23 protein-coding genes, 1 tRNA gene and 1 pseudogene are annotated in these 20,700 nt (G+C 63.1%); 15 read left to right on the top strand and 10 right to left on the bottom strand.

Features of this window, described 5'->3' with window-relative positions:
• Positions 1-134 precede the first annotated feature (134 nt).
• The 7 genes from cbiE to cobT are packed head-to-tail and all read left to right on the top strand — an operon-like array spanning position 135 to position 6,432.
• A complete protein-coding gene (gene cbiE / locus CIT25_RS04860; RefSeq protein ID WP_095483425.1) occupies positions 135-1,364 on the top strand; it encodes a precorrin-6y C5,15-methyltransferase (decarboxylating) subunit CbiE in 1,230 nt (409 codons plus the stop codon).
• On the top strand, positions 1,361-1,747 hold the full coding sequence (locus CIT25_RS04855; RefSeq protein ID WP_095483488.1) for a cobalamin biosynthesis protein: 387 nt from the start codon (positions 1,361-1,363) through the stop codon (positions 1,745-1,747). The genes cbiE and CIT25_RS04855 overlap by 4 nt, the downstream gene beginning before the upstream one ends.
• Complete coding sequence (cobM, locus tag CIT25_RS04850; RefSeq protein ID WP_095483424.1) at positions 1,744-2,508, top strand: precorrin-4 C(11)-methyltransferase; 765 nt, start codon at positions 1,744-1,746, stop codon at positions 2,506-2,508. Before CIT25_RS04855 ends, cobM begins: the two co-directional genes overlap by 4 nt.
• A complete protein-coding gene (gene cobA, locus CIT25_RS04845; protein WP_095483423.1) occupies positions 2,505-3,323 on the top strand; it encodes a uroporphyrinogen-III C-methyltransferase in 819 nt (272 codons plus the stop codon). The genes cobM and cobA overlap by 4 nt, the downstream gene beginning before the upstream one ends.
• Positions 3,320-4,633, top strand: coding sequence for a cobyrinic acid a,c-diamide synthase CobB (locus tag CIT25_RS04840; protein ID WP_095483422.1), 1,314 nt, complete (start codon positions 3,320-3,322; stop codon positions 4,631-4,633). Before cobA ends, CIT25_RS04840 begins: the two co-directional genes overlap by 4 nt.
• The gene (gene cobS / locus CIT25_RS04835; RefSeq protein ID WP_095483421.1) at positions 4,630-5,397 is read left to right on the top strand and encodes an adenosylcobinamide-GDP ribazoletransferase; all 768 of its coding nucleotides are present in this window, start codon (positions 4,630-4,632) and stop codon (positions 5,395-5,397) included. Before CIT25_RS04840 ends, cobS begins: the two co-directional genes overlap by 4 nt.
• A gap of 24 nt (positions 5,398-5,421) precedes the next feature.
• A complete protein-coding gene (gene cobT, locus CIT25_RS04830) occupies positions 5,422-6,432 on the top strand; it encodes a nicotinate-nucleotide--dimethylbenzimidazole phosphoribosyltransferase (RefSeq protein WP_095483420.1) in 1,011 nt (336 codons plus the stop codon).
• A 51-nt stretch (positions 6,433-6,483) separates the two neighbouring features.
• Here the strand turns inward: cobT and CIT25_RS04825 are convergent, their stop codons facing one another.
• From CIT25_RS04825 to CIT25_RS04815, 3 genes are all read right to left on the bottom strand, one after another.
• Complete coding sequence (locus tag CIT25_RS04825; RefSeq protein ID WP_245329763.1) at positions 6,484-7,689, bottom strand: hypothetical protein; 1,206 nt, start codon at positions 7,687-7,689, stop codon at positions 6,484-6,486.
• A 220-nt stretch (positions 7,690-7,909) separates the two neighbouring features.
• Positions 7,910-7,985 (bottom strand) — tRNA-Lys (locus CIT25_RS04820).
• 104 nt (positions 7,986-8,089) lie between these two features.
• A complete protein-coding gene (locus CIT25_RS04815; RefSeq protein ID WP_095483419.1) occupies positions 8,090-9,001 on the bottom strand; it encodes a PhzF family phenazine biosynthesis protein in 912 nt (303 codons plus the stop codon).
• Between the two features lie 114 nt (positions 9,002-9,115).
• Between CIT25_RS04815 and CIT25_RS04810 the strand changes: the two genes are divergently transcribed.
• The 4 genes from CIT25_RS04810 (at position 9,116) to CIT25_RS04795 (ending at position 12,707) form a co-directional block, all read left to right on the top strand.
• Positions 9,116-10,408 (top strand): efflux RND transporter periplasmic adaptor subunit, encoded by a 1,293-nt coding sequence (locus CIT25_RS04810; protein WP_095483418.1) that lies wholly within the window; start codon positions 9,116-9,118, stop codon positions 10,406-10,408.
• A gap of 4 nt (positions 10,409-10,412) precedes the next feature.
• Entirely contained in the window at positions 10,413-11,126 is a 714-nt protein-coding gene (locus tag CIT25_RS04805; protein ID WP_095483486.1) for an ABC transporter ATP-binding protein, read from the top strand.
• A complete protein-coding gene (locus tag CIT25_RS04800) occupies positions 11,123-12,340 on the top strand; it encodes an ABC transporter permease (protein WP_095483417.1) in 1,218 nt (405 codons plus the stop codon). The genes CIT25_RS04805 and CIT25_RS04800 overlap by 4 nt, the downstream gene beginning before the upstream one ends.
• Positions 12,341-12,464: 124 nt before the next feature.
• Entirely contained in the window at positions 12,465-12,707 is a 243-nt protein-coding gene (locus tag CIT25_RS04795) for a hypothetical protein (RefSeq protein ID WP_095483416.1), read from the top strand.
• A gap of 99 nt (positions 12,708-12,806) precedes the next feature.
• Here the strand turns inward: CIT25_RS04795 and CIT25_RS04790 are convergent, their stop codons facing one another.
• A complete protein-coding gene (locus CIT25_RS04790) occupies positions 12,807-13,523 on the bottom strand; it encodes a hypothetical protein (RefSeq protein WP_095483415.1) in 717 nt (238 codons plus the stop codon).
• Positions 13,524-13,674: 151 nt separating this feature from the next.
• Positions 13,675-14,787 carry an endonuclease/exonuclease/phosphatase family protein gene (locus tag CIT25_RS04785; RefSeq protein ID WP_095483414.1) on the bottom strand — a complete coding sequence of 371 codons (1,113 nt, stop codon included), beginning with the start codon at positions 14,785-14,787 and terminating at the stop codon, positions 13,675-13,677.
• Positions 14,788-14,952: 165 nt separating this feature from the next.
• Between CIT25_RS04785 and CIT25_RS04780 the strand changes: the two genes are divergently transcribed.
• Together CIT25_RS04780 and CIT25_RS04775 are read left to right on the top strand one after the other, a co-directional pair.
• Positions 14,953-15,516, top strand: a complete 564-nt coding sequence (locus CIT25_RS04780; protein ID WP_095483413.1) for a BA14K family protein — start codon at positions 14,953-14,955, stop codon at positions 15,514-15,516.
• Between the two features lie 203 nt (positions 15,517-15,719).
• Positions 15,720-16,004, top strand: coding sequence for a PilZ domain-containing protein (locus CIT25_RS04775; RefSeq protein WP_095483412.1), 285 nt, complete (start codon positions 15,720-15,722; stop codon positions 16,002-16,004).
• A 211-nt stretch (positions 16,005-16,215) separates the two neighbouring features.
• On the opposite strand, the gene ilvC is transcribed toward CIT25_RS04775, so the two are convergent.
• The gene (gene ilvC, locus CIT25_RS04770) at positions 16,216-17,235 is read right to left on the bottom strand and encodes a ketol-acid reductoisomerase (RefSeq protein WP_095483411.1); all 1,020 of its coding nucleotides are present in this window, start codon (positions 17,233-17,235) and stop codon (positions 16,216-16,218) included.
• A 137-nt stretch (positions 17,236-17,372) separates the two neighbouring features.
• Positions 17,373-18,026 carry a TetR/AcrR family transcriptional regulator gene (locus CIT25_RS04765; protein ID WP_164897568.1) on the bottom strand — a complete coding sequence of 218 codons (654 nt, stop codon included), beginning with the start codon at positions 18,024-18,026 and terminating at the stop codon, positions 17,373-17,375.
• Between the two features lie 168 nt (positions 18,027-18,194).
• On the opposite strand from CIT25_RS04765, the gene CIT25_RS04760 reads away from it, so the two are divergent.
• Positions 18,195-18,623, top strand: coding sequence for an anthrone oxygenase family protein (locus CIT25_RS04760; protein ID WP_095483410.1), 429 nt, complete (start codon positions 18,195-18,197; stop codon positions 18,621-18,623).
• A gap of 19 nt (positions 18,624-18,642) precedes the next feature.
• Here CIT25_RS04760 and CIT25_RS04755 read toward each other — a convergent pair whose 3' ends face one another.
• On the bottom strand, positions 18,643-19,101 hold the full coding sequence (locus tag CIT25_RS04755; RefSeq protein WP_095483409.1) for a MarR family winged helix-turn-helix transcriptional regulator: 459 nt from the start codon (positions 19,099-19,101) through the stop codon (positions 18,643-18,645).
• 98 nt (positions 19,102-19,199) lie between these two features.
• On the opposite strand from CIT25_RS04755, the gene CIT25_RS04750 reads away from it, so the two are divergent.
• Positions 19,200-19,961, top strand: coding sequence for a glutathione S-transferase family protein (locus tag CIT25_RS04750; RefSeq protein ID WP_095483408.1), 762 nt, complete (start codon positions 19,200-19,202; stop codon positions 19,959-19,961).
• On the opposite strand, the pseudogene CIT25_RS37385 reads toward CIT25_RS04750, so the two are convergent.
• Both CIT25_RS37385 and CIT25_RS04740 read right to left on the bottom strand, forming a co-directional pair.
• Positions 19,924-20,157, bottom strand: a pseudogene (locus CIT25_RS37385) (FAD-dependent oxidoreductase); the annotation flags it as partial. The gene CIT25_RS04750 and the pseudogene CIT25_RS37385 overlap by 38 nt on opposite strands.
• Before the next feature lie 2 nt (positions 20,158-20,159).
• A complete protein-coding gene (locus CIT25_RS04740; RefSeq protein ID WP_095483407.1) occupies positions 20,160-20,570 on the bottom strand; it encodes a winged helix-turn-helix transcriptional regulator in 411 nt (136 codons plus the stop codon).
• Positions 20,571-20,700: the final 130 nt, after the last annotated feature.

Raw genomic sequence — 20,700 nt, 5'->3', positions numbered from 1 at the left:
CCGAGCAGCCCCTCACCCTTACCCTCTCCCCGTGAAGGACGGGGAGAGGGGGACGCCAGCGTTGCGGCCAGTTCCCTTCTCCCCGTCACTATACGGGGAGAAGGTGCCGGCAGGCGGATGGGGGGCGGCGCGGCATGTCAAATAATAAACAGCCAACACCCAAATGGCTCACAATCGTCGGCATCGGCGAGGACGGTGTAGCGGGTCTCGGTGACGAGGCCAAGCGGTCGATCGCCGAGGCCGAATTCGTCTTCGGCGGCACGCGTCACCTTGCCCTTGTCGGGTCACTCGCCAAAGGCGAAGCCCGCGCCTGGCCGACCCCTTTCGATACGGAGATGCGCGACGTGCTGGCACTTGCGGGCAAAAAGGTCTGCGTGCTGGCCTCCGGCGATCCGTTCTTCCACGGCGTCGGCGTCACCCTTACCCGCAAGGTTGCGGTTGACGAGATGCGCGTCATCCCTGCGCCTTCGGCCATGTCGCTGGCTGCCGCCCGCCTCGGCTGGGCGCTGCAGGATGTCGAGACCATTTCGCTGCATGGCCGCTCGCTCGACCTGATCCGGCCGCTGCTGCATCCGGGCACCCGCATCCTTGCGCTGACCTCGGACGGCGATGCGCCGGCAGCGATTGCGCGCCTGCTGACCGAACTCGACTTCGGCGCCTCGCGACTGACGATCCTGGAGGCGTTGGGCGGCCCGAACGAAAAGCTGCGCTCGGCGCGCGCGGACGCCTTCGATCTCGAAATGATCAACCCGCTCAACGTGCTGGCGATCGAAATTGACTCAACTCCAGAAGCACGCGTCCTGCCGCTGACCTCAGGCCTTGCCGACCATTTGTTCGAGCATGACGGCCAGATCACCAAGCGCGAGATCCGCGCGATTACCCTGTCCGCCCTCGCCCCCAGGCGCGGCGAGTTGCTGTGGGATATCGGCGCCGGCTCCGGTTCGATAGGCATCGAATGGATGCTGACCCATCCCTCGCTGCGCGCCATTGCCGTCGAGGCCGATCCGACCCGCGCCGCCCGCATCCACCGCAACGCTTCACACTGTGGCGTGCCCGACCTTGTCGTCGTTGAAGGCTCGGCACCAAAGGCGCTTGCCAAGCTAGGCACGCCGGATGCGATCTTCATCGGCGGCGGCGGCAGCGATAGCGGCGTGCTGGGCGCGGCCATCAAGGCCCTGCGTGTTGGCGGCCGGTTGGTTGCCAATGCGGTGACGCTGGAGATGGAGGCGCTGCTGCTTGTCCATCACGCTTCGCTCGGCGGCGATCTCACCCGCATCGCGCTATCGCGTGTGTCACCGGTCGGATCGATGCAGGCCTGGCGGCCGGCTATGCCGGTCACTCAATGGAGCTGGGTGAAACCATGATGGTCGCGGGCATCGGCAGCCGCAAGGGCGTCAGCGCAAGGGATGTGCTTGCCGCGATAGAAACCGCGCTGGAAGCGCATGGGCTGGCGATGACGGCGCTTTCGGCGCTCGCCACCGCTTCTCTGAAGCAGAACGAAGAGGCAATCTTCTCTGCCGGGCGCGAGCTCGCCCTGCCCGTGATCATTGTCGAGGACGATGCGCTCAAGGCCGCGTCGTCGCGCGCAATCAGCTGCTCGAGCCTGTCGCAGGAGCGTGCCGGCACGCCGTCGGTTTCCGAAGCCTCCGCGCTTGCCGCTGCCGGAAAAGACGCGAAACTGCTTGGGCCGCGCATTGTGCTTGGCCCGGTCACCTGCGCCATCGCCATCAGCGGAGACGCGGCATGACCGTCCATTTCATCGGCGCCGGACCAGGCGCCGCCGACCTCATCACCTTGCGCGGCAGCAGGCTGCTGGCAAGCTGCCCGGTCTGCCTCTATGCCGGCTCGATCGTCGCGCCGGACCTGTTGCAGCACTGCGCGCCTGGCACGAAATTGATCGACACCGCGCCGATGTCGCTCGACGAGATCGAAACCGAGTACCTGGCAGCTCACCAGGCCGGCCACGATGTCGCCCGCCTGCATTCCGGTGATCTCTCGGTGTGGAGCGCCGTCGCCGAGCAGATTCGCCGTCTGGAAAAGCACGGCATCGCCTATACGCTGACGCCGGGTGTGCCCTCTTTCGCAGCCGCCGCGGCAGCGCTTCGCCGCGAGCTCACCATTCCCGAAGTCGCCCAAAGCCTGGTGCTGACCCGCATCTCCGGCCGTGCGTCAAAAATGCCACCCGGCGAGACGCTGGCCGGCTTCGGCCGCACCGGCGCCACGCTGGCCATCCACCTCGCCATCCACGCCATCGACCGCGTCGTCGCCGAGCTGACGCCATTCTATGGCGCCGACTGCCCGGTAGCGGTCGTCTTCCGCGCCTCCTGGCCGGACGAGCGCGTGCTGGCCGGCACACTGGCCACCATCGAGGCGCTACTGGCCGCCGATCCGATGGAACGCACGGCGATCATCTTCGTCGGCCGCTCGCTGGCAGCGGAAGGCTTTGGCGAGAGTTCACTTTACGACGCCCACTACCAGCGGCGTTTTCGCGGACGGGACGGATTGTGAACGACGGCACCGGAAACAGAGGCGGAAACGCCACGGTCGAACAGGCTTTGGCCCGGCTGAACTTCAAGCCACGCCAGTTGGAGCCGGGTCATGTCTGGCTGGCCGGCGCCGGCCCCGGCGATCCCGGCTGCCTGACGCTGGAAGTGCTGGCGGCACTTGGGCAGTGCGATGCCCTCGTTTACGACGCGCTGGTGTCTCCCGATGTCGTGGCAGTGGCGGCGAGTGCCGAGCTTTTCTACGCCGGCAAGCGCGGCGGCCAGCCGTCGATGAAGCAGGACGACATCACCGCTCTGCTGGTCCGGCTGGCGCGCGAAGGCCGGCGCGTCGTCAGGCTGAAAGGCGGCGACCCCTATATTTTCGGTCGCGGCGGCGAAGAGGCGCTGGCGCTCGCCCGTGAAAATATTCCGTTCCGCGTTCTGCCCGGCCTGACTTCGGGCCTCAGCGCGCTTGCCGGTGCCGGCATCCCGGCGACCATGCGCGGCATCAACAAGGCGGTGATCCTGGCAACCGGCCACGCCGCCGGCACCGATGACGACCTCGACTGGGCGGCAATCGCCCGCACCGGCCAGCCGGTTGTCGTCTACATGGGCATGGCCAATCTGCCGCTGATATCAGCCTCGCTGCTCGAGGGCGGGCTGGCGCCGTCGACGCCTGCCGCCGTGATTGTTGCCGCAACGACGCCGCAGGAGCGCATCGTCGTCGCCACGCTCGCCACCATCGCCGAGGAAGCGGCTGCAGCCGGGTTGACCTCACCGGCGCTGATCGTCGTCGGCGGCATCGTTGCGATGCGCGCGGCATTGGCGGGCGAGCCATGACCCGCGCGATCATCATCGGCGCGCCGCGTTCGGGCTCGGGCAAGACCAGCGTCACCATCGGTATCCTGCGCGCGCTCGCCCGGCGCGGCCTTAAAGTGCGCGGCGCCAAATCCGGTCCCGACTATATCGACCCCGGCTTCCACACCGCCGCGACAGGCCTTTCCGGGGTCAATCTCGACAGCTGGGCGATGCCGCCGGCGTTGCTCAACGCGCTGGCCGGTGACGCGACTGAAGATGCCGATTTCGTCTTCCTAGAAAGCGCGATGGGCCTGTTCGACGGCATTCCCGCTGCTCCGGGCCGCACCGGCTCGGCCGCAGACCTTGCCCGCCTCTACGGCCTGCCGGTGCTGCTGGTGCTCGACGTTTCCGGGCAGTCGACCACGGCGGCGGCCGTCGCCAAGGGTTTTGCTACCTACGATCCCGATGTGCGTATGGCCGGCGTCGTGCTCAACCGGCTGGGCAGCGAGCGTCACCGGCGGCTTTGCAGCGATGCCATCGAGGCGATCGGCCTGCCAGTCGTCGGCGCCATATTGCGCGACCCGACGCTAAACCTGCCGGAGCGCCATCTCGGCCTCGTCCAGGCCGGCGAATATGAGAATTTGATGGCGCATCTCGACCGCCTGGCCGACATGGTCGAACGCTCGCTCGACCTCGACGCTATCATGGCGCTGGCGGCGCCATTCGCGCCTGCATCGGGCAGTTTCGGCGATGCGCTGCCGCCGCCCGGCCAGCGCATCGCATTGGCGCAGGACGCCGCCTTCACTTTCCTCTATCCACATGTCGCCACGCATTGGCGCAAGGCCGGGGCGGAAATCGTCCCCTTCTCGCCGCTCGCCGACCAAGCGCCCAGCGACAGTTGCGATGTCTGCTGGCTGCCCGGCGGCTATCCCGAGCTTCACGCTGACCGCCTCGCAGCGGCTGCAAATTTCAGGGCCGGCATCGAGGCGTTTTCGGCAACACGGCCGGTGCATGGCGAGTGCGGCGGCTTCATGGTGCTCGGCGAAGCGCTGGAGGACGCATCGGGAGAGACGCACAGGATGCTCGGCCTGCTCGGCCACTCGACCAGCTTTGCCAAGCGAAAAATGAATCTCGGCTACCGCGAGGCGCGGCTGCGGGCCGATTGCCCGCTGGGAGCCCAAGGCACGCTGATCCGCGGCCATGAATTCCACTATGCGCAGATGATTGCGACCGGCAATGACGAACCGCTGGCCGACCTCGCTGATGGCCAGGGCAATCCGCTCGGCGCCTCCGGCTATCGGCGCGGCCATGTCAGCGGCACGTTCTTCCATGCCATTGCGAGAGGCGAATGACGGTCGTCCCCTCACCCCGGCAAGCCCTCGACGACATCGCGCTCTGCCTCGTCTTCTTCACCCGGCTGCCACTGCCGGTCGTCGATTTTCGGGACCGCAGCCTTGCGGCTGCGATCTGGGCAGCGCCGGTCGCCGGCCTCGCCGTCGCTCTGATCGGTGCCTTGGTTTACGCGGTCGGGACTTGGCTCGGCCTTGCCGCCGGCCCGGCAGCGGCACTGACCCTTGCCGCAACCTTGCTCGCCACCGGCTGCCTGCACGAGGATGGGTTTTCGGATGTCGCCGACGGTTTTGGCGGCGGCAAGACGCGCGACAAGAAACTGGAGATCATGCGCGACAGCCGCATCGGCGCCTTTGGCGCCTGCGCTCTCGGCATCTCGCTGCTGATGCGCTGGAGCGTGCTTTCGGAATTCGCCAGCCCCGTCTACGTGTTCTTGGCTCTCATCGCCGCGCATGCCGCTTCGCGCGGCTTGTTCGGCGCTTTCATGCATCTATTGCCGGCAGCTCGCAGCGACGGGCTCTCGGCCGACGCAGGCATGGTGTCGGCCGAAACCGCCATTGCCGGTGCCGTGCTCGGCGCCGTGGCGCTGCTGGCGCTAGGGTTCGGTGGCGCGGTCGCCGCGCTCATCCTGCTCGGCCTGCTGTTTGCCGCCTTCCGCGAGCTGTGCCGCAACCAGATCGGCGGCCAGACCGGCGATACGGTCGGCGCCCTGCAGCAGCTTGGCGAAATCGCAGTCCTGCTCGTCGCTTCCGTTTGCCTTTCCTGACTCTGTTTCGGAGACTTTGCCCCCATGCCTTTCAAATCGCTCGATGAACTGCGCGCGACCTGCCTCGATCTGCCTGCGGGCAGCGACGCCGCGGCCAGTGCCGTTGCCCGCCGCCAGGACACGCTGACCAAGCCGCAAGGCAGTCTTGGCCGATTGGAGAGCATCGCCGCCTGGCTGGCCCGCTGGCAGGGCCGCGACATGCCGCAGCTCGACCGCGTCAAAGTCTTCGTATTCGCCGGCAACCACGGCGTCACCGCACAGGGCGTATCGGCCTTCCCGTCGGAGGTCACCGTGCAGATGGTGGCGAATTTCGCGGGCGGCGGTGCCGCCATCAACCAACTCGCCCGCATCGCCGGTGCGGAACTCGATGTCATTCCGCTCGATCTCGATCATCCAACCGGCGATTTCACGCAAGTGCCGGCGATGAACGACGAGGCCTTCCTCGCCGCCGTTGCGGCCGGCTACGGCGCGGTGACGAAAGACCTCGACCTCGTCTGCTTCGGCGAAATGGGCATTGGCAACACCACGCCGGCCGCAGCCATTTCGGCCGGCCTTTTCGGCGGCGGCGCGGAAAAATGGACCGGGCGCGGCACTGGCGTCGACGATGCCGGCCTTATACGCAAGATCACCGCCATAGAGGCCGGCCTCAAGCGCCACGGCGAGGCCCTTGCCGACCCCCTGAAGATCGCGGCAGTGCTTGGCGGACGCGAACTCGCCGCCATTTTCGGCGCCACGCTGGCCGCGCGCCATTTAGGCGTGCCGGTGTTGCTCGACGGCTTCGTCTGCACTGCCGCCGCCGCACCGCTGGCAAAATTGCACCCCGCCGGCCTCGCCCACACGCTCGCCGCGCATGTCTCGGCCGAATCCGGCCACCGCCGCCTGCTCGAGGCGCTCGGCCTGCCGCCGCTGCTCGACCTCAGCATGCGGCTCGGCGAAGGCTCAGGCGCCTGCCTCGCCGTCAACATCGTCCGCTCGGCGCTCGAATGCCATGCCCGCATGGCAAGTTTTGCCGAGGCTGGTGTTTCGGAGAAGTAGCTGGCGCAGCGCGCCGAGGGCCGACTCGAGATCTTGAGAATCTGAGAGTCGTTAGACTAAGTTTGCTCTCAACTGTGGAAAATAGGTTGAAATCGGCGTTTCTACCTCATCCGCGTTCTCAAGTGCTCTGCGCACTTGCGATGAGATTTCAGATTGATAGCTAGCTATCTTAGGAATCAAAGTGAATATGTCCGTGGTATCGATGACGATCGTGCGCATTTGATTAATATCGAATGGAATGGGATCCGATTTTCGGACAATCTGCACAATTGGGAGCCGCATCATGTGGCGAATTGCCAATTCATAAAAAACGTTTGGATTATGATACGAAAGATCAACTATAACTAGACGTGACTTAACAATATACTCGATAATTTGCTTTGTAATGACTCCAGGTTTGTCAATTCCGTCCGCCCTCACAACAGACATACCGAAAGACGCCAAAGCTGGTTCAACAAATGACCCCAAAAATAGATCAGAATGCTTTCGTTGCTCGGATTCAGGTGAGCCAATAGGGGTTATGTAGAAGCATGTTGTCGAAAATTGAGCATGCTCAGCTGTAACAAGGGACGCAGAACCCGACGTCGAAGTTTGAACCGCAGCAGGCGCCAAATCCAATGATGGAGGTAATTTATCGAGAGCAATATCTTTGGAAACAATTCTCTCTGCACCAGAAAGAGTCAACATCAGACCAACGAATCTGAGATTCAAAATGAATGTGTCGACCGCCTCTTCTGCTGACTCCTTCGTTGCCCCTAGCTCCGCAGCAGCATCAACCAATGCCGCCTTCGCCGGCAAGGCCTTACCAAGCAAACGATCGTAGAGCTTCGCAAAAATCTCAATGTCTTCGATGGCAAGCTTAATACGAGCTCGCGCCTGCTCGCGTGGAGGCATGGTGGGGTCGACAGAGCGCACGCCGTCGGGTGTCAACTCCAACTTGTCTGCTTGAACGCCACCTTTGATCAACCCATAACGTCCTGCGTTGATAATAAGCTGCCTGCTGGCACCGCTTTCCGGAGATTTACTTAAGTGATCAAACAACGTTAGCTTTTGGACTGTCTCACCGCTTCCGAAGTCAAATATCTGCTTGGCGAATGCAAGCGGTTCCTCAAACGGAGCGGCTGGAAAAGATCGAACAATTCGTTTTCTACGAGCAACCTCGCTGGCCACGCGTTCATTCACAGCAGCAACAGAAGCGTCTACCGCATCTTTCGATGCTTTTTTAGGTCTTTGCATTTTCCCCCCTTTGTTTTCCATACGTTACGCTTTCAATCTGGGCTGCGCTAGTGATGAAGATGTCGGAGATCGCGCGCGTGGGGCACAACACGTGCTATAATACTGACTTTGATCTAGTTCTTGTTCCGGTCGGGGTGCAGGACTGTGGCCTGAGAGTCCTAGGTGGGACGTGGAACGGCTATTTACCGGCTCACGCTCTCCCTGTGTTCCAGGGTCTTTCCACCTAAGTCTTTGAAATCTTTGGTGGGTGCGACAGGGATCGAACCTGTGACCCGCTGATTAAGAGTCAGCTGCTCTACCAACTGAGCTACGCACCCACTCGCCGGTAAAACCAGCGTCGGCGGGCATATAGCCGCCGCCATCGGCCATGTCCAGCCCTGCCGGATTCATTTCCCGACAAATCGCCTCGAGCCTATCGCGATCAGACAAACAACCGGCCTTCCGCCACCTTGACGGCATGGCCGCCGATACGGGCGGCGGCGAGTTTGCCGCCTTCGACAGTCAGTTCGAGGCGGATGCGCGAAGGCCGCCCCATCTCCAGGCCTTGCTCGATCCAACGCTGGGAAACACCCTCCCTCGGGCCGTCGAAATGCATGATCGCGCCGGCAAAGGCCGCCGCCGCTGAACCGGTCGCCGGATCTTCATAGGAAGGATTGCCCGGCACAATCATACGGACATGGAAGGCGCTGTCGTGGTTCACCGTCTCGCGACAGTAGACATACGGGCTGGCGAAGGCCCAATCGCTCTTGCGTGGTGCCAGTTCCGACCACGCCTGGTTGTCCAGCCTTATCCGGGCCGCTGCCTCGAGGTCGGCGACCGGAATGGTCACATAGGGCACGCCGGCCGACCAGAACGAGACGCGATGATTCTCGAAGCCGATTTCGTGCGGCCCCAGGCCAAGCGCCGCCCCGATCGCCTCCGGGTCGGCGGACAATTCCAGCTGCTCCGGCAGTTTGGCCAGGTCGAACTCGGCAAAGGTGGCGCCGCCGTGCTTGCTGACGGCGCAGCGCACCGGGCCGATGTTTTCTTCCAGGACAAAGATGCCGGCGGTGTCGCCATCGCCAGCCATTTCGGCAAGCGCGATCGCGGAGCCGACGGTCGGATGGCCGGCGAACGGCATTTCGTAATCGGGCGTGAAGATGCGGATGCGGGCGCGGTGCTTGGGATTATCGGGCGGCAGCACGAAGACCGTTTCCGACAGGTTGAACTCACGTGCGATGGCCTGCATCGCGGTCGTGTCCAGCCCCTTGCTGTCAAGCACGACGGCCAGCGGATTGCCGGCCAGCCGCTCGGTCGTGAACACGTCGTAAAGTAAGTAATTCCGGGTCAGCATTGTAGAAAGCCTTCTGCCTCAATCCCAACATGGGCGAAATTTAATTTGATATTTGAACCATTAGGCCTGATCTGTGCACTGATTGGGACATCACTGATATTATAGGGGTCCGGCGTGGACCAGATTGTCAATCTGCCAAAAGTGGAATCCGCTTCCACCATCGAGACGGCGCTCGGGCTTGACCACCAGGGTCTGAAGAAGAAACGGCGTCGCTTCTGGCTCTATGGCCTGCTTGCTTTGATCGTCATCGCGGCTGGGATCGCCGGCTACCAATGGTATGCCGCGTCTCCCGCCAAGATCGACTATACCACGGCGCCAGCCGCTGTCGCCGACCTCACGGTCGAGGTGTCGGCGACCGGCACGCTGCAGCCGCTCACCCAGGTCGACATTTCGAGCGAACTGTCCGGCGTCGTCCGCTCGGTTGCGGTCAACGAGAACCAGCAGGTGAAGAAGGGCGATGTGCTGGCGGCGCTCGACACGGCCAAGCTGGAGGTGCAGATCGAGCGTGCCGAGGCTTCCGCCAAGGCGGCGGCCGCCAATGTCGAAGACGCCACCGTAACCCTGACCGAAAACGAACGGGCGCTTGTGCGCGCGGCGGCACTGACAAAGCGCGGCATGGCGACGGACCAGTCGCTTGAAGCGGCGACCGCGACGCGCGACCGCTCCAAGGCAGCGCTCGACAGCGCCAAAGCCAATCTTGCCATCGCCAATGCCGATCTCAAGGCGCAGCAGACGGACTTCGCCAAGAGCACCATCTATGCGCCCATCGACGGCATTGTTCTGACGCGCTCGGTCGATCCCGGCCAGACGGTTGCCTCCTCGCTGCAGGCGCCGGTGCTGTTCGTCATCGCCGCCGACCTCAGGAACATGGAATTGAAGGCAGCGGTCGACGAGGCCGACATCGGCGCGGTCAAGCCCGGTCAGCATGCTCGTTTCACCGTCGATGCCTTTCCAGACCGGCCGTTCGATGCCGAGATCCGCGACATCTCCTATGCTTCGGTCACCACTGACGGCGTCGTGACCTATGACGCGCGGTTCGAGGTCGACAACAACGAGCTTCTGTTGCGGCCCGGCATGACTGCCACCGTTTCCGTCGTCACCAGAGAGGCCAAGGGCGTGCTCACCGTGCCGGCCATCGCCTTTCGCTATCGGCCGGCGCAAACAGCCGCCCGCGCGTGGAGCCTGAGCGACCTGTTCACGGGCCGCATGGGCCGTCCAGGCGGCAACCGCCAGCGCCAAGCGACAGCACAGCCTACCGATGGCTCGCGCACGCTCTACGTGCTCGAGAGTGGCCGGCCTCGGCCCGTCAACGTCAAGGTCGGCTCCACCGACGGCGAACTGACCGAGATCACCTCCGGCCTCGAAGAAGGTGCGCAAGTCATCACCGCCGCGCAGCTGCGGAGCTGAGACCGTGGCGGCGGGCGCGACCCTCATCACCTTTGACAAGGTCTGGAAGAGCTATGGACAGGGCGAGGCCACGGTCCATGCGCTGGCTGGCGTCGATCTTGCCATCCGCAGCGGCGAATTCGTCGCCATCATGGGTCCGTCCGGCTCGGGCAAGTCGACGGCGATGAACATCATCGGCTGCCTCGACACGCCGACCGCCGGAACCTACAGCTTCATGGGCATCGACGCCGGCCGTCTCGACCGCAACCGTCGCGCCATGCTGCGCAATCTCTATGTCGGCTTCGTCTTCCAGGGCTACAATCTGCTGCCGCGCACCACGGCGGTGGAAAATGTCGAACTACCGCTGATCTATCGCGGCGTCGCCGCCCGCGAACGCCACGACCTGGCCATGAAAGCGCTGGCCGAAGTCGGCCTTGTCGGCCGCGAGCATCACACACCGGCCGAGCTCTCCGGTGGCCAGCAGCAGCGCGTGGCGATCGCGCGCGCCATCGTCACCAGGCCGACCCTGCTCGTCGCCGACGAGCCGACCGGCAATCTCGATACCGCCCGTACCCACGAGATCATGGAACTCTTGACCAGGCTGAACACCGAGCTTGGCCTCACCATCGCTATGGTCACGCACGAGGCCGACGTCGCTGCCTATGCCGAGCGCACAATTCGCTTCCTCGACGGCCACGTCGCCTCCGACACCGTGAATCTCGAGATGGTGTCACCATGATCTGGGAAACCGTCCGCCTCTCGCTGCTTTCGGTCCGCCGCAACGTGCTGCGCTCGTTTTTGACGCTGCTCGGCATCGTCATCGGCGTCGCCGCCGTCATCGCCATGCTCACGATCGGCTCGGGCACCACCGAAAAGGTAAAGGCCGATATCTCCAAGCTCGGCAGCAATCTGCTCGTCGTCCGTTCCGGCCGTCCCGCGGGGCCCGGCGGACCGGGAGGGCTCGACCAGGTGGTCCGTCCGCTTGCCCAAAAGGACCTTGCCGCGCTCGTCGCCCATCTGAGCGGCGCCCGCGCCATCTCGCCGGCCTCGCAAAAGCAGGTCCGCGTCATCTTCGGCACCGAAAGCCTGACATCGGGTGTCACCGGCACCGATAGCGCCTATCTCGATGCGCGCGACTGGAAGCTGGTTTCGGGCCGCCCGTTCAGCGATTCGGAGACCCGCTCGGGCACCGGCGTCTGCCTGATCGGCGAAACGGTGCGCCAGCAGTTCTTTGGCGCAGGCGACCCCGAAGGCGAGATCATTCGCGTCAATCGCACATCCTGCAAGATCATCGGCCTGCTCGAGCCGAAGGGCTATACCGGCTTCGGCCAGGACCAGGACAACGTCGTGCTGATGCCGCTCGCCGCCTATCAGCGACGCATCGCCGGCAACCGCGACATCGAATCGATCTACGTCGCCGCCGACGATAGGACTCCGACCACCGAGCTGCTGCCGCGAGTCGAGGACATCTTGCGCGACACACGCCGCATCACACCCGACCGCGAGGACGATTTCTCGATCCGCGACATGACCCAGATCGCCGACGCCATGGCGAGCGCCACCACGACGATGACCGGCATGCTGGGCGCGGTCGCCGGCGTCAGCCTGCTCGTCGGCGGCATCGGCATCATGAACATCATGCTGGTGTCGGTCACCGAACGCACACGCGAGATCGGCATAAGGCTGGCCATCGGCGCGCATGAAAAGCACATCCTCATCCAGTTCCTGGTCGAGGCGACCGTGCTGTCGCTGCTCGGCGGCATCATCGGCATCCTGATCGGCTTGGCGCTGGCCGGTCTTGCCTCGCTGACGCTGGCCATCCCGTTCGCGCCAAGCCCGGCGGTCATCCTGCTCGCTGTCGGCTTCTCGGCGCTGATCGGCATGGTGTTCGGTTTCTTCCCGGCGCTGCGTGGCGCCCGGCTCGATCCGATCGACGCGCTGAGGCATGAATAGCGCGCGGCATAGCGTGCGCCACCTTCAGACGTCCCAAATTTTTATCCTGCCCCCACCCTGCCCCCTGTCGCCGCGCGGTTTGCGGTGATAGCAATCGCCTTGGGGACATGGGGGGAATAGTGGGATGAGCAAGAAAGAGCGAGTAATTTTGATAACGGTGATCGTCGAGGCCGCATTGGCGGGGCTCTGGTGGTACTTGGCCAGCTATGGCATGGCCAACCCCGATCATGTCACCGCCGATTTCCAGCAGGTTGTCGGTCAGACGATGGGAACGGCGATGGGGGCGCTGCTCGGTGTCGGCGTCATGCTGTTTTTCGTCGCCGCCCGCAACGATCGCAAAACCATCGAAAACAAAATGCGCCGTTAGAGCGACGTGCATCCACTTGGACGCACAAAGTACGCTCTAACACTTTGAATCTGTGCATCGCGCTTTCCGAAAATCGATTCCGATTTTCGGGCCGATGCATTAGTCCTTGTCGGCAAAATGCCACTCGATCAGTGGCTTCATGTGCGACATCAGCCCGTCCGGCAGGTCATCGGCATTGCGGATGATGACGGGCCCTTCGATTTCCGGCTCGGCCTCGGCCGCGACAAAGGCGCTGATGCGCTGCGCGATCTCGTCGGCGGATGCCGTCTCGCGATAGCGGCGAAAGATCACTGTGCCGCTTGCTGTCGACAGGGCGTAATAACGCTTGCCGCGTGTTACGCCGGCAAGGTCGAGGCCGGTTTCTTCCCGCACCTCGCGGATCATGTTGAAGTCGACATCGACAAGGCCGCCGCGGAAATCGGTTGGCTCGAACGAGCCGGCGGCGAAGTAGACGCGGCCAGCATTGACCGTGTGCGACGCCATGCGGATCGCCACCAGCGCATTGTCGCCGGCGACCAGCATGGCATGGGCATAGGCGTGCTCTGCCCCAGCCACCTGCCGATCGCCGCGCCAAAGCATGAAGGTCGAGTAGCGCACCGCATGGCAGCGGCCGACAAGGCTGTTGTCGCGATAGCTGAGCGCCGAAAGCAGCACCACGGTGCCGTCGAACAACGCCGGATTGGCCGCGATCTCACGGCCCCAGTTCTCGGCGATCGCTTGCGCATTGTCGCGTTCGAACGGATGCGGGCCGGGGTCGAGCCTGACATTGACGGCGTCGACCGGCAGGATGACGTTGCGCGGCAGGTCAAAGGTCATCTTACTCTGAGGTGTGTTGAGATTCAGGTCAGGCCGAGCCGAAAATGGTGATTTCCGAGAACCGGAGCGGAGCGTACTTTTGGGTACGTGAGCACCAGAAGCGCAGGAAGCCGCCGTTTGCAGGCCGGCATCACCTGAATATCAACACACCTCAGGCCATGTCCAGGGTGATCGCCACCGGACAGTGGTCGGACGCCTTCGGCCGGTCCCAGCCGGCACGCGGAAAGCGGTCCACCTCCTGGCCCGCCGGAAAAATCGTGCGCCAAGGCTGGCCGTTGCGGATGATGTCGGGAACGGCTGTCGTGTTCTTGCCGGCCAGGCCCTTCGATAACAGGATGTAGTCGAGCTGGCACAGATGCCGCTCCTCAGGCCCGCGCGTGTGGTAGAAGGTCCAGCGATCCATCTCCGGCCGCCGCTCGACCGCGTTTTCGCAAAAGCCGCCGGCGGTGAGCACGTTGAGGCAGGACTGGCTCTCGTTGACCACCTCGAAGCGGTAGCCGTCAAAGGCGTCGCCGGAGACCTTTACGCGCTGCCGATAGTCGTTCATGTCGCCGCAGATCGCCCAGCGCTTGTCGGCCGCATGATCCCCACCGAAACGCTCCTCGATGATCCGGCGCACCGCTTGCGCCTCGGCAATGCGCAGCGGCATCGTCGCCTCGCGCCCGTCAAGACCGTTGCGGGGCGAACCCATCGACTTGAAGTGCACGAGATAAAGCGTCAGCGGCACGCCGCCTACCTTCAGGTCGATTTCCAGGCAGTCGCGCCGGAAGATGCGCTGATTGGCCTGATGCCCAAGCGCCGCCAGTTCAGGCGTGTGCAAGCCGAACTGCTCGAACGTGACATAGGCGTGGCTTGTCATGCGCACGAATTCGATCGGCTGGCCTTGCGCGGTCTCGTTGCGCATCATCACGGCGACGTCGATGCCGCGCGAATCGTTGCCGGCGGTGGTGTATTTCTGCCGGTAGCCGTGCCCGACCATCTTGAACAGATAGCCGTATTCGAATGCCTTCAGTGCCTCGATGTTATCGACTTCCTGCATGCAGATGATGTCGGCGCGGGTGGCCGCGATGGCCAGCGCCGTCAACTGGCGCGTATCGTCGGATTGCGCGATCGCCCGCGCCTGCTCCAGCATCTTGTATTCGGCCTCGCTCTGAATGTCGAAGAGCGCCAGCGTGCGATCTTCGTTGAGCTGGTTGCGGTATCCGGAAAAATCAAACCTGTTCATCAGGTTTTCGACATTGAAGGTGGCAAGGCGCAGCGACATGGCGGTGACCTTTGCCCGCAAGCGCGCCCGAAAACAAGGGCCTGCCCTGCCCGCTATGGTTGACGGAACCTTCCGTTCATCCTCCGTTCAGGCGCGAAGTTCCATGAATGATGTTCTTCCCCGGGGTATTCTGGGCGTGGGGCCTGAAATCTCTTGGAGAGTGCAATGAACTCGCTCTTTTCTTCGACGGTCAAATCAGGGCTGATAGCCCTCGGTCTCATCTCCGGCATCACCGCGCCGTCCGCCGCCGGCCCGATCATGCAACCCGAATTTTCGGTGCCCGCCAGCACCGTTGCACCGACAATCACGCCTGTCCGCGATAGCTGGGCTGGCGGCAACGACCGACGCTTCAACAACTGGCAATGGCGTCGCCATGACGGCCGCCGATTTTCAAGGTCGGGCAATTGGGACCGCGGTAACTGGCACCGTAGGCACTGGAATCGCGGAGACGACTGGCGTTGGCGTCATCATCGCCGCCATTACCGCGGCCGCTACTACGATGATGGCGCGGGCGCCGCGATTCTCGGCCTCGGCCTCGGGCTCGGCCTTGGCAGCATGTACAGCAACTACAACTATTACGATGCGCCGCCACCGCGCCGCTATTATCGTGCAGGGTCGAGCGCTCACGTCCGGTGGTGCTATAATCGGTACCGCTCGTATCGCGCCTGGGACAACACATTCCAGCCCTATGGCGGTCCACGCCAGCAGTGCTGGTCGCCCTACAGCTGATCGACTGATGCATTCCGGACGGCGCCGTCCCCTCGCGGCGCCGTTTCATCTGCCCCATCTTCTCCTGAACTATTCTCTGTCCGGCCGGGACACCGCGAAATCGTTTTCGCCGCCGACGATAACGCTATGTTTATCAGGCAGGCCTAATTATCTTGCCGATCGCACCACATGAAATGCGACGATCGCCGGGGATTGGGCGCGCGATGGCTGAAGACGAACACAGGGATCAACGCAGGCAGCGCGTCTTCAAGGGCGCGACGATCCTGACCGGCGTGACCAATTCCGAGGTCACATGCACGGTGCGCAACATGCATGCCGGCGGCGCCGAACTGAAGGTCTCGATCGACGCTCGCGTGCCCGACGAGTTCCTGCTCTATGTGCCGACCGACGGCATCGCCTACAAGGCAGCGGTCCGCTGGCGTCGCGAGGACCGCATCGGCGTCATGTTCACCGGCACCGCGCCAAAGCCTCACTGGCACTACGGCTGATTGCTTGCGGTGGCGAACCCGAAACTCGCATCCGGACCAACAGAACCACGGTACAAAAAAAGCCGGCGGAGCGCTCCGCCGGCTTTTCCTTGCGCATTGATAAAATTGCGAATTAATTCTTAGCCTTGTCGACCAGCTTGTCCTTCGAAATCTCCCGCGCGCCCGCAGAGCGAAGCCCGAGGACGCGCAAGGAAACGAACTTGGATTTCGATCAGTTCTTGGCCTTGTCGACCAGCTTGTTCTTCGAAATCCACGGCATCATCGCGCGCAGCTTGGCGCCGACTTCCTCGATCTGGTGGCTGTCGTTGTTACGGCGGATGCCCTTGAAGCGCGACATGCCGGCGCGGTATTCCTGCATCCATTCCGAGGTGAACTTGCCGGTCTGGATATCCTTCAGCACGCGCTTCATCTCGGCCTTGGTGTCGGCGGTGATGATGCGCGGGCCCGAAACATATTCGCCCCATTCGGCGGTGTTCGAGATCGAGTAGTTCATGTTGGCGATGCCGCCCTCATAGATCAAATCGACGATCAGCTTGACCTCGTGCAGGCATTCGAAATAGGCCATCTCCGGTGCATAGCCGGCTTCCACCAGCGTCTCGAAACCGGCGCGGATCAGTTCGACCAGACCGCCGCACAGCACAACCTGCTCGCCGAACAGATCGGTCTCGCATTCCTCGCGGAAATTGGTCTCGATGATGCCCGAACGGCCGCCACCGACGCCGCAGGCATAGGACAAAGCCAGATCGAGCGCATTGCCCGAAGCGTCCTGGTTGACGGCGACCAGGCACGGCACGCCGCCGCCCTTCTGGTATTCGCCGCGCACGGTGTGGCCGGGTCCCTTCGGCGCGATCATGACGACGTCGACCGAGGCCTTCGGCTCGATCAGGCCGAAGTGCACGTTGAGGCCGTGGGCGAAAGCGATCGCCGCGCCGTCGCGGATGTTCGGCGCGATCTCGTTTTTGTAGATGTCGGCCTGCAATTCGTCCGGCGTCGCCATCATCATCAGGTCGGCCCACTTGGCGGCTTCTGCCACGCTCATCACCTTGAGCCCGTCGGCCTCGACCTTCTTGGCGGTCGCCGAGCCGGCCTTGAGGCCGATGGCGATGTCCTTGGCGCCGGAATCCTTAAGGTTGAGCGCATGCGCCCTGCCCTGGCTGCCATAGCCGATGATGGCGACCTTCTTGCCCTTGATCAGGTTGAGATCGGCATCGCGATCGTAATAGACACGCATTTTTCTTCCTTCCCGTTGTGAATTCAGAGCATGATGCCGAAAAGTGTGAAGCGGTTTTCGGACGACATCATGCTCTATCTCTTTGATTTAGAGCCGGATTCCGATTTCAGGTCGACTTGACCTGAAATCATCCGGCTCTAGGGGCCTTGCGGCCCGGTTTTTGCTCCGTAGAGAGCGAGAAACTGCTGCGTCGCCCGGACGGCATCGCTGCCGATCGCCGCATCAGTCATTTCCAGCCGGTCGCCGAGCAGAAGGCGAATCTGCACGTCACGGGCGACCAGCCCGAAAAAGGTGCGGAATGCCGCTTCGGCATCCGAGAACTCAAGAAGCCCGGCCTGCTGGCCAGCTTCCAGCACCGGCTTCAGGCGCCTGGCCAGCGCGAAGCGGCCGTTCTCCAGCACGATGGCGCCGAGATCGTCCTTGCCGGATCCGGCGTGACTGACCGCGACGCGGTTGAGCGCGATCGAGGTGTCGCTCGAAATCACCTTGAGCCAGTCAGAAGCGAAGCGCCCGAGGCTCGCCGTCAGCGAGACAAGGTCGAGCCCCTTGCGGTCGACCGGGACCACGCGCACCTTGGAGGCCTGCCATTGCACCGTTGCAGTCAAAAGCCCGTCGCGATCGCCGAACCATTTGTAGAGCGTTTCCTTGGAACAGCTCGCCCGCCGCGCCACGGCGGTCATGGTCAACTGATCGCCCTCCTCGACCAGCAGGCGAAGGGCAGCGTCGAGCACAGCTTTCTGCCGCTCCGTCAGCGCTTCGCTGGTGTCGATGTCGGCGCTTGCCTGCAACAAACTCTTTTCCTGCTCGAAGACGGCGGCATTCACTCAGAGGCCAGTACCGTACGTTACGGTTCGGCACTTCTATGGCGTATTGTCCGAGCCGGTGCAAGCCCCTATCTCCATTTTGACGCCGTCCAAAAAGGACAGCCCTTACGGAGAACGGCGTATCACGGAGGGAAGATGCTCATCGGCCTGCTCGCCTTGACCGTTACCGCCGCTTTCGCCGGCGCCGCCATCTATGTCAGCGTCGCCGAGCAGCCGGCGCGGCTTCGCCTCGATGACCGGGCGTTGCTGCAGGAATGGCAGCCTTCCTACAAGCGCGGCGCCGCAATGCAGGCGTCGATCGCCGTGGTCGCCTGTGTTCTTGGTGTCGTTGCTTGGTGGCAGACCGGCAGTCTCGCCTATCTGGTCGGGGCGGTGCTGATCATCCTACCCTGGCCATGGACGCTGATCGCAATGATGCCGACAAACCGATTGCTGGAGGCGATGGACGCGGCTGCCGCCGATCCGCGGGCCAGGGAATTGATCATCAAATGGGGCAATCTGCATCTGGTTCGCGTCATGCTTGGCGTGCTGGCGGCACTGGCATTCCTCTGGGGCAGTATCTGAGGTCGCGCCAACGGCCACATCACTCCAGGGCGGCTGGATAGCGCAGCCGCCCAAGCAGAGCCGACAAGGTTTCCAGGTCATCGTTGGAAAGCCTGGCACCGACCAGCTCCACGATCGATCGTCCGTAGACGGCCCACATGCGGCGGCGCGTCTCGCGCCCCTTGCCCGTAATGCGGATAGTCTGTCCTCGCCCGTCATCGGCAACCCTGAGCTTCTCGACCAGCCCGTCCGCTTCGAGCCGCGCCAGCAGCCGGGAGATGTTGTATTGCGCAAACAGTGTGCGCTCGATCAGCTGGAATGGCCGCAACCCGCCCTCACCTGCTTCGGCAAGCTCATGCAGCACGTCGTACCAGGCAAGCGGCGGTAAGCTGCTGTCCTTCAGCGCGTCTTCGGCTCTTTCCACCAGCTGGCGCGAAACGCGCATCAGGCGCGCCCAGGCCTTGATGACCGCGGGCGAAGGATTGGTTTTCTCCGTCATGATTGCAGCATAGGCGATAGATGCAACTGCATCAAGCTTGCCAGTAGATGCAAATGCATCTATATAGATGCAACTGCATTGATAACGGAGGTGCTACCATGAAACATGAAATCTGCAAGATCGCCGACATCCCGGAGACGGGCAGCCTGGTGACCGACAAGCTCGTTCTCGTCAGCCACCACCTTTGTCCCTATGTGCAGCGCGCGGCGATCTCGCTCGCCGAAAAGGGCGTGCCGTTCGAACGCCTCACCATCGATCTTGCCAACAAGCCGGCCTGGTTCAAGGCGATATCGCCGCTCGGCAAGGTGCCGCTGCTGCGCGTGCAGCGGAATGGCGAGGAAACGGTGATTTTCGAATCGGCGGTCATCCTCGAATTCCTTGAAGAAACGCAGGGCAACCCACTCCACCCTGCCGACCCGCTGGCCCGCGCCCGGCATCGCGCCTGGATCGAGTTCGGCTCGGCCATCCTCAACGCAATTGGTCGTTTCTATTCCGCACCGAGCGAGGCCGCCTTCCTTGCCGAAAGCGAAGGTCTGTCGGCAATGTTTGGTCGTCTCGAAGCGGAACTGGCGACTGGCCGAGCTGGACCATGGTTCGCCGGCGAGCGCTTTTCATTGGTCGATACCGTCTATGGACCAATCTTCCGCTATTTCGACGCCTTCGATCGGATCGGCGATTTCGGCATCCTGAGCGGAAAGCCGCTTGTCGAGGCCTGGCGGAAGGGATTGCACGAACGCAAAGCGGTGAAGAACGCTGTCACCCCGGATTATCCACAGCGCCTTCATGCATTCCTGCAAGCGAGGGGTTCACATTTTTCGACCATCATCCGCCGCAACGAGGCGGCCAATGCGCTTTTTTGATCCCGATCCGCCTGAACGGATCGACCACGGTTCCAGCCACCATCGAGGCAAGGATGTTTGGCGCCGGCGGGATTTTTGCCACTGACGCCACCAGCCTGTCGCGGACGAACGGCATCACGGTCGAATCCGACTGGTAGAACGGCGTCAGCATCAGCGACAGCGCCTGAAATACCCGCGCGTGCCACCGCCGCGCCTGGGTTAGGCCTCGGTAGCGTCGAAGGCGTTCCGCGCGGCGCGCACAGCGCCATGATTGAGCTCGGCCCACTGGAGCAGCTGGTGCAGCGGCCCGAACATCGAGCGTCCGAGATCGGTCAGACTGTATTCGACGCTCGGCGGCTTGGTCGGGAATACCTCGCGATGGACGTAGCCGTCGCGCTGCAAATCGTGCAGCGTCTGGGTGAGCATGCGCTGTGAAATGTCAGGCACCAGCCGCCGCAATTCGCCGAACCGGTACGGCTTCTCCGCCAGCGCCATCATCAGCAGCGAACTCCATTTGTTGCTGATGCCCTGGATCACATCGCGAACGGGACAGTCCGCAATGTTGCCCCCGCCGCTGCCCGCTTTATAGATCTCGAGTTTCGATCTCAGACTGACGATCTTGCTGTCCATCGCTGGTTCCCTGCGCCTGCCTACCTCCCGCAAAACTGCCTTCTTTACGAGGGTCGGTCAATTCCTATTTTAGTGCTGGTCTCTTTTTGAGACTTATACAAGCACCCGCCGCTCCGGCGCAACGACAGGA

This window comes from Mesorhizobium mediterraneum (assembly GCF_002284565.1).
In the GTDB taxonomy this organism is placed as follows: Bacteria; Pseudomonadota; Alphaproteobacteria; order Rhizobiales; family Rhizobiaceae; genus Mesorhizobium; species Mesorhizobium mediterraneum.
The sequence above is the reverse complement of the archived record's forward strand: the minus strand, read 5'-3'. Positions and strand labels throughout refer to the sequence as shown.

Coding starts and splice junctions, on each gene's coding strand:
- CIT25_RS04740 (WP_095483407.1), bottom strand. CDS start 20,570: ATGGACAGCAAGATCGTCAGTCTGAGATCGAAACTCGAGATCTATAAA.
- ilvC (WP_095483411.1), bottom strand. CDS start 17,235: ATGCGTGTCTATTACGATCGCGATGCCGATCTCAACCTGATCAAGGGC.
- CIT25_RS04755 (WP_095483409.1), bottom strand. CDS start 19,101: ATGACGGAGAAAACCAATCCTTCGCCCGCGGTCATCAAGGCCTGGGCG.
- CIT25_RS04815 (WP_095483419.1), bottom strand. CDS start 9,001: ATGCTGACCCGGAATTACTTACTTTACGACGTGTTCACGACCGAGCGG.
- CIT25_RS04760 (WP_095483410.1), top strand. CDS start 18,195: ATGCTCATCGGCCTGCTCGCCTTGACCGTTACCGCCGCTTTCGCCGGC.
- CIT25_RS04785 (WP_095483414.1), bottom strand. CDS start 14,787: ATGTCGCTGCGCCTTGCCACCTTCAATGTCGAAAACCTGATGAACAGG.
- cobS (WP_095483421.1), top strand. CDS start 4,630: ATGACGGTCGTCCCCTCACCCCGGCAAGCCCTCGACGACATCGCGCTC.
- CIT25_RS04750 (WP_095483408.1), top strand. CDS start 19,200: ATGAAACATGAAATCTGCAAGATCGCCGACATCCCGGAGACGGGCAGC.
- CIT25_RS04790 (WP_095483415.1), bottom strand. CDS start 13,523: ATGACCTTTGACCTGCCGCGCAACGTCATCCTGCCGGTCGACGCCGTC.
- CIT25_RS04775 (WP_095483412.1), top strand. CDS start 15,720: ATGGCTGAAGACGAACACAGGGATCAACGCAGGCAGCGCGTCTTCAAG.
- CIT25_RS04840 (WP_095483422.1), top strand. CDS start 3,320: ATGACCCGCGCGATCATCATCGGCGCGCCGCGTTCGGGCTCGGGCAAG.
- cobM (WP_095483424.1), top strand. CDS start 1,744: ATGACCGTCCATTTCATCGGCGCCGGACCAGGCGCCGCCGACCTCATC.
- CIT25_RS04780 (WP_095483413.1), top strand. CDS start 14,953: ATGAACTCGCTCTTTTCTTCGACGGTCAAATCAGGGCTGATAGCCCTC.
- CIT25_RS04800 (WP_095483417.1), top strand. CDS start 11,123: ATGATCTGGGAAACCGTCCGCCTCTCGCTGCTTTCGGTCCGCCGCAAC.
- cobT (WP_095483420.1), top strand. CDS start 5,422: ATGCCTTTCAAATCGCTCGATGAACTGCGCGCGACCTGCCTCGATCTG.
- CIT25_RS04855 (WP_095483488.1), top strand. CDS start 1,361: ATGATGGTCGCGGGCATCGGCAGCCGCAAGGGCGTCAGCGCAAGGGAT.
- CIT25_RS04825 (WP_245329763.1), bottom strand. CDS start 7,689: ATGGAAAACAAAGGGGGGAAAATGCAAAGACCTAAAAAAGCATCGAAA.
- CIT25_RS04795 (WP_095483416.1), top strand. CDS start 12,465: ATGAGCAAGAAAGAGCGAGTAATTTTGATAACGGTGATCGTCGAGGCC.
- cbiE (WP_095483425.1), top strand. CDS start 135: ATGTCAAATAATAAACAGCCAACACCCAAATGGCTCACAATCGTCGGC.